This is a genomic window from Raoultella sp. (assembly GCF_039594335.1).
GTDB lineage: Bacteria > Pseudomonadota > Gammaproteobacteria > Enterobacterales > Enterobacteriaceae > Klebsiella.
In genome coordinates this window covers 1-3,950 of record NZ_JBCNNS010000237.1, presented here as the reverse complement: position 1 = coordinate 3,950, position 3,950 = coordinate 1, and the positions used below count along the sequence as shown (strand labels likewise).

Annotated in this window: 5 protein-coding genes; 3 read left to right on the top strand and 2 right to left on the bottom strand. The window is 58.0% G+C overall.

Going from position 1 to position 3,950, the window contains the following annotated elements:
• Together sltY and trpR are read left to right on the top strand one after the other, a co-directional pair.
• A partial coding sequence (sltY, locus tag ACZAHD_RS22185; RefSeq protein WP_462458655.1) for a murein transglycosylase occupies positions 1-1,701 on the top strand: 1,701 nt, incomplete at its 5' end.
• A 145-nt stretch (positions 1,702-1,846) separates the two neighbouring features.
• Entirely contained in the window at positions 1,847-2,173 is a 327-nt protein-coding gene (gene trpR / locus ACZAHD_RS22180) for a trp operon repressor (RefSeq protein WP_462458654.1), read from the top strand.
• Here trpR and yjjX read toward each other — a convergent pair.
• Positions 2,160-2,675, bottom strand: coding sequence for an inosine/xanthosine triphosphatase (gene yjjX, locus ACZAHD_RS22175; protein ID WP_462458653.1), 516 nt, complete (start codon positions 2,673-2,675; stop codon positions 2,160-2,162). The genes trpR and yjjX overlap by 14 nt on opposite strands.
• Before the next feature lie 113 nt (positions 2,676-2,788).
• Between yjjX and gpmB the strand changes: the two genes are divergently transcribed.
• On the top strand, positions 2,789-3,436 hold the full coding sequence (gene gpmB / locus ACZAHD_RS22170; protein WP_462458652.1) for a 2,3-diphosphoglycerate-dependent phosphoglycerate mutase GpmB: 648 nt from the start codon (positions 2,789-2,791) through the stop codon (positions 3,434-3,436).
• On the opposite strand, the gene ACZAHD_RS22165 is transcribed toward gpmB, so the two are convergent.
• Positions 3,433-3,950: GyrI-like domain-containing protein (locus ACZAHD_RS22165; RefSeq protein WP_462458651.1), on the bottom strand; the 518-nt coding region annotated here is incomplete at its 5' end. The genes gpmB and ACZAHD_RS22165 overlap by 4 nt on opposite strands.

Here is a 3,950-nt window from a genome sequence, read left to right as displayed (position 1 = left end):
CAGCCGGCGCTGGTGGTGAAAAACTTCATTGAAGCGAATCCGACGTTGCCGCCGGCGCGCACCCTGAAATCGCGTTTTGTTAACGAGCTGGCGCGGCGTACCGACTGGAGTGGACTGCTGGCGTTCAGCCCGGAAAAACCCGCCAGCACCGAAGCGCAATGTAATTACTACTACGCGAAGCTCAGCGTGGGCCAGGCGCAGGAAGCCTGGGACGGCGCGAAAACGCTGTGGCTGACCGGCAAAAGCCAGCCTAATGCCTGCGACGCGCTGTTTAGCGCCTGGCGCGATTCCGGAAAGCAAGATCCCTTAGCCTACCTTGAGCGTATTCGCCTGGCCATGAAGGCGGGCAATACCGGTTTGGTCAGCGTGTTGGCCCAGCAGATGCCGCCTGAATATCAGACGATTTCGTCAGCGGTTGTGGCGCTGGCAAACGATCCGAATACCGTCATGACCTTTGCCCGCACCACCGGCGCGACGGATTTTACCCGCCAGATGGCGGCGGTCGCCTTCGCCAGCGTGGCGCGCCAGGATGTCGAAAACGCCCGGCTGATGATTCCGTCGTTGGTGCAGGCACAGAAGCTGAATGAAGACCAAACCCAGGAGCTGCGGGATATTGTTGCCTGGCGCCTGATGGGCAACGATGTGACCGAAGAGCAGGCCATCTGGCGCGATGACGCGATTATGCGTTCGCAATCCACCGCGTTAGTGGAGCGCCGGGTGAGAATGGCCCTGGGCGCCGGGGACCGTCACGGGTTGAATACCTGGCTGGCTCGCCTGCCGATGGAAGCGAAAGAGAAAGATGAGTGGCGCTACTGGCAGGCGGATCTGCTGCTGGAGCGCGGGCGCGATGATGAAGCGAAAGCGATACTCCGTTCGTTGATGCAGCAGCGCGGTTTCTACCCGATGATTGCTGCCCAGCGTCTGGGAGAGGATTTCACCTTCCGGATCGATAAAGCGCCAGAGAATCTCGATCCTGCGCTGACCTCCGGGCCGGAAATGGCCCGGGTACGCGAGTTGATGTACTGGAATATGGACAACACCGCCCGCAGCGAATGGGCAAATCTGGTGACCAGCCGGACGAAAGATCAGCAGGCGCAGCTGGCGCGCTATGCATTCAACCAGCACTGGTGGGATCTCAGCGTTCAGGCGACCATTGCCGGGAAGCTGTGGGATCAGCTGGAGGAACGTTTTCCGCTGGCCTACAACGATCTCTTCGCGCGTTATATCAGCGGTAAAGCTATCCCGCAGAGCTATGCGATGGCGATTGCTCGCCAGGAGAGTGCATGGAACCCGAAAGTCCGTTCTCCGGTTGGTGCCAGTGGCCTGATGCAAATCATGCCGGGAACGGCGACCCATACGGTGAGTATGTTCAGTATCCCCGGCTACAGCAGCCCGTCGCAGCTGCTGGATCCCGAGACCAATATCAATATCGGCACCAGCTATCTGCAGTATGTTTATCAGCAGTTTGGCAATAACCGCATCTATGCCTCCGCGGCCTACAACGCTGGCCCGGGGCGGGTTAGAACCTGGCAGGGCAATAGCGCCGGGCGAATTGATGCGGTGGCGTTTATCGAGAGTATTCCGTTCTCGGAAACGCGGGGTTACGTGAAGAACGTGCTCTCCTACGATGCCTATTACCGTTTCTTTATGGGGCAGAAAGCACCTATGCTCAGCGATGCGGAGTGGCAACAGCGTTACTAATACCCGGCCGTGACAAAACGGGCTGAACGCCGTGTTGTTACCTGAAAACCATAGAGTATTGACCGGAGTATGTTATGCTTTGTACTCGTTGATGAGTACACTCGACAGGCGACCCTGGTCGCCTGTCTCAACATGGTGGCGTAACATGACCCAACAATCCCCTTATTCAGCGGCTGTAGCTGAACAGCGTCATCAGGAATGGCTTCACTTTGTGGCGTTACTCCAGCAGGCGTACGCTGACGATCTGCATCTGCCATTGCTGCAATTAATGCTGACGCCCGACGAACGCGAGGCGCTGGGCACGCGCGTACGGATCATTGAAGAGTTGCTGCGTGGCGCGATGAGCCAGCGCGAGCTGAAAAACGAGCTCGGTGCCGGGATTGCCACCATTACCCGTGGTTCCAACAGTCTGAAATCAGCGCCACCCGAGCTGCGACAGTGGCTGGAGCAGGCGCTGCTTAACGGTAAATAAGGTTATGGAACGGGCTTAATGCCAGTACCACCGCCTGGTGGTAGACGCTGCTGCGCGTAAGCTTCCCGGCGGTAAAGACGCCGATAGCCCCTTCTTTACGACCAATTTCATCGATGCCGGTATGCTGCGACATCACCGGCCCTAATGCTTCGCCGGCATGCACTTTTTCCAGAATCACCGCCGGCAGCGGCAGCGTCGCCGAGCGTGCTTCGCCGCGCTGATGACGATCCTCAATCACTACCCAGCTAAAGGTGCTGCCGTCGTCGATCCCGGCTTCAATGGCGACCCAGAAGTCGGCATTTGGCAGCACGGCGCGCGCATTAGCGACCCTGTTTCGTGCGCCAGCGCGCGTTTCCTCGTTACCAAACGGCTGTTCCGGCACGCCACTCTCGACGGAAACAGACTCAATGTGGCAGGATCCTTCGCCGAAGATCTCGTTAAAAGCCTGTAGAATTGCCTGAATTTTGGCGGGATTAGTGGTAGCTGAGACAACATGGTGCATAATCAAACAACTCAGAATAAATTTACGTCATCGCAGTATACTCCAAATCGTTTTCGTTGCAGCGCGCGACGCTGGCAACCGAAATTGTGAAGAGCACAGAACGGAAAAATAGCATGTTACAGGTACACCTTGTTCGCCATGGCGAAACGCAGTGGAACGCCGAGCGGCGCATTCAGGGCCAGTCAGACAGCCCGTTAACTCCTCACGGCGAGCGCCAGGCCTGGCAGGTCGGCGAACGCGCCAGAACGCTGGGCATTACGCATATCATCGCCAGCGATTTGGGGCGTACGTGCCGGACGGCAGAGATTATCGCGGAAGCCTGCGGTTGCGATGTCATTCTTGATTCACGGCTGCGTGAGCTGGATATGGGGGTTCTTGAGAAACGCCACATTGACTCGTTGAGCGAGGAGGAAGAAGAGTGGCGTCGCCGGTTGGTTGACGGGACGCCGGACGGCCGTATCCCACAGGGGGAATCGATGCTGGAACTGAGCGAGCGTATGCACGCGGCGCTGGCGTCCTGCCTGGAACTGCCAGCCGGAAGCCGGCCACTGCTGGTCAGCCACGGTATTGCGCTGGGCTGTCTGGTCAGTACGATTCTGGGGCTGCCGGCACACGCGGAGCGCCGTCTGCGTCTGCGTAACTGCTCAATTTCTCGCGTTGATTATCAGCAAAGTCTGTGGCTGGCATCGGGCTGGGTCGTGGAAACCGCGGGGGATGTGTCACATCTTGACGCCCCCGCGCTGGATGAACTGCAGCGTTAACGACGAATCGGGATCAGGTATTCGCAACGTAGCTGAATCGGCGTTGCTTGATCCCGGCTCTCATCCTCAGGGAAGAAGCGTTCGATATCCAGGCCTTTGCGGCGGGTAAGGTTCAGCATGGGCATGCAGGTGCCATACACCGTCAGAATAAATTCTTGCAGTCCGTTTCCTGACCCTTCATAAGTGAACATCACATACTCGCCGCCTTCCAGAATGATCGGATGGGAGTTCTGCAGGTGGCCGTTGGCCATCTCTGGCATCAGCGCAGTGGTGTAGAAGACTTCTTGCTCGTCATCTTTCTCGAGACTCGGACGCGGTTCGTGCAGGCCGTACAGCGTGGGCGGAATCGACGGTGAATTGCCGAGGAAATCACGCCAGAACTGAACGCGCATCTGGTTGCGGAAGTCGGAGATTTCCTCCAGCTTGCAAGTGTAGCTCTGGGTGATGCCGATCAGCTGGGTATTGCTCAGGGTGACGAACTCATGCTGTGGCATCGTGAATTCCCCCAGGCGCA

Bases quoted from the DNA above. Each gene is read 5' to 3' on its own strand.
- trpR (WP_462458654.1), top strand. From the start codon at position 1,847: ATGACCCAACAATCCCCTTATTCAGCGGCTGTAGCTGAACAGCGTCAT.
- yjjX (WP_462458653.1), bottom strand. From the start codon at position 2,675: ATGCACCATGTTGTCTCAGCTACCACTAATCCCGCCAAAATTCAGGCA.
- gpmB (WP_462458652.1), top strand. From the start codon at position 2,789: ATGTTACAGGTACACCTTGTTCGCCATGGCGAAACGCAGTGGAACGCC.